Source organism: uncultured Eudoraea sp. (genome assembly GCF_947260015.1).
Lineage (GTDB): Bacteria > Bacteroidota > Bacteroidia > Flavobacteriales > Flavobacteriaceae > Eudoraea.
Genome location: NZ_CAMYOM010000091.1, coordinates 1 through 2,272, shown reverse-complemented (window position 1 = coordinate 2,272; position 2,272 = coordinate 1). Strand labels below are relative to the sequence as shown.

Genomic DNA, 2,272 nt, shown 5'->3' with positions numbered 1-2,272 from the left:
GTTTACATCTTTATGGTACTGTGCATTAAACGAATTTACAAAGGCCCTGACCAGTAGGGGAATATCAACCTTTCTTTGTCTTAAAGGCGGGATGGTAATAGGAAAAACATTTATTCTGTAATAGAGGTCAGATCTAAAACTGCCCTTTTCTACTTCTTCTTCCAGGCTCCTATTGGTAGCAGCTATAATGCGAACATCTACTTTTTTTACTTTTTCGGCCCCCAGAAGTTGTATTTCCCCATCCTGTAAGGCCCTTAATAATTTAGGTTGGAGCGATAAAGGGAGGTCGCCAATCTCATCCAAAAACAATGTTCCTCGGTCGGCTAATTCAAACATTCCTTTTTTGCGTTTATCAGCCCCCGTAAATGCCCCTTTTTCATAGCCAAATAGTTCACTTTCCATTAATTCTTCAGGAATGGCTGCACAATTCACCTTAATAAACGGATTCTCTTTTCTGGCGCTTTTTTCATGGATGGCATTTGCAAATAATTCTTTGCCCACCCCTGTTTCGCCCTCCAGCAATACCGGGACATTTAAAGTAGCAACATCCTCTATCCTATTCAGAACATAGTTAAAATTAGGGCTCTCCCCTATTAGCGTTCTCTGCGCTAATGGAACACCGCTTTCTTTGCGCAATTGTATGTTTTCTGCCTGAATTTTATTCTTTAGATCCTCGAGATCATTATAAGCCTTTCGCAGCTCTTCCTCTGTTTTTTTGAGTTGTGTGATGTTCGCACCAAAGAGATACGTATATTCGGAAACCTGTTCAGATTGATTGTTTTTTAGTTTAACAAAAGACCAGGCCACCGTAAGCTCGGCATCTTTGGCTACCACTTGTGTCACTATATTACCCTTCTTATTTTTGCCGTCATAAACAAGTTTCTTAAATTCATTTTTTGTTTCACCGGTGAGAAACTTATCAAAACCAATATCTATAAATGTATCCTCAGGATTATAGAATTCTTTAAAATAGGGGTTTGCAAAAAGTATATTTCCTTTTTCATCCAGTGTTAAAATCAACTTTTTGGTCTGATTTAGTATCCGATTCAAATTATCCTTATACAGGACCACGGATTTTTGAAGATTTACCTTAAGTAATTGATCATTAACCAGCATAACCAGCTTTAAAGAAATTATGATTACGGGAAATAGGTCCAGATACGTAAAGCTTACCAGATTTCTCCAGGGTAGCGCATCACCGTAAATATTGAATGCTATTTCCTCGGTAACGAAGACAATGTAATATGCAGCCACGACAACCAAGGGTATGAAAGGAAAATCATTTTTGGATGACATCTTTTTCAAACCAATCACGCAATAGCCTGCAGTTAAAATATAGACTCCGTAACTAAAGAAATATTGTATTTCGGGTAGTTCATAATATGAAACAAGGTTTATGGCAGCAAAATATCCCGCGCAAAGGCCTGTTATGATCCAAAGTAACTTTCTGTTCACATAGCCCACCTCAAATGCAAAATACCATGGGAATAGGGCAAACATAGCTGTAGCAAAAAATAAAGTGAACTCGGGGCTTAGGGGTTCTGAGGAAATTAAAATGAAATACAAGCCAGAAGCAATTGCAAACAGACCAAAAATAAAATTGGCCCGGTATATTTTATGCACGATCCCAAGCCCAACGTAGGACAAACCTGTGGTTAACGCTATCCCGGCAAAAAAAATAAATAACTGATCAGACACAATGGAAGCTATTAAGGGCTATAAATATAGTGTAATCAAAGGAATTATTTAAGCTTTGCGTATTCCAAGAAAACAGGTAATGGAGAATGTTTTGTGCAAGAATAATTTTTGGTTAAACCTAAAAACTTTTACTTAACCCAATACCAAGGGAGTACGTACCAAACTCTTTCTTAAAATCATAGCTGAAAGCCGGTGCCAGGCCCCAATTTTTTCCCAGCTCAAATTCATATTCCGTAGTGGTCCTGATTATAAAAATATTCTTGTTTCTTTCAAACTCTACTCCCGGACCTGCAAAAACACTCCAACCCTTTAATAGTCTATAACCGGCCACAATACCAGTGACTACTGCATTCTCCCGGGGAATATCCTCACCTCCAAAATCTACTGCATATTCACCCAGTTCTACATCTACCACTACTCCTATCTGCCATTTTGGGTTCAATCTATAGTAATAATCAACCCCAATGGTAGGCAGCTCTTCAGACTTAAGTGGCTCCCCATCTTCAATGGTCTCGGGAATATGCGTTAGACCAAAAAGTAAAACCAGCTTGTGTTTAGTTTCTCCTTCTTCACC

Annotated in this window: 2 protein-coding genes; both read right to left on the bottom strand. The window is 38.5% G+C overall.

What is annotated here, in order from left to right; translation table 11 throughout:
- Nucleotides 1-1,698 (bottom strand): sigma 54-interacting transcriptional regulator (locus tag Q0X66_RS15815; RefSeq protein WP_297708086.1); only part of this gene is annotated, 1,698 nt, incomplete at its 3' end.
- 118 nt (nt 1,699-1,816) lie between these two features.
- Nucleotides 1,817-2,272 (bottom strand): hypothetical protein (locus tag Q0X66_RS15810; RefSeq protein ID WP_297708084.1); only part of this gene is annotated, 456 nt, incomplete at its 5' end.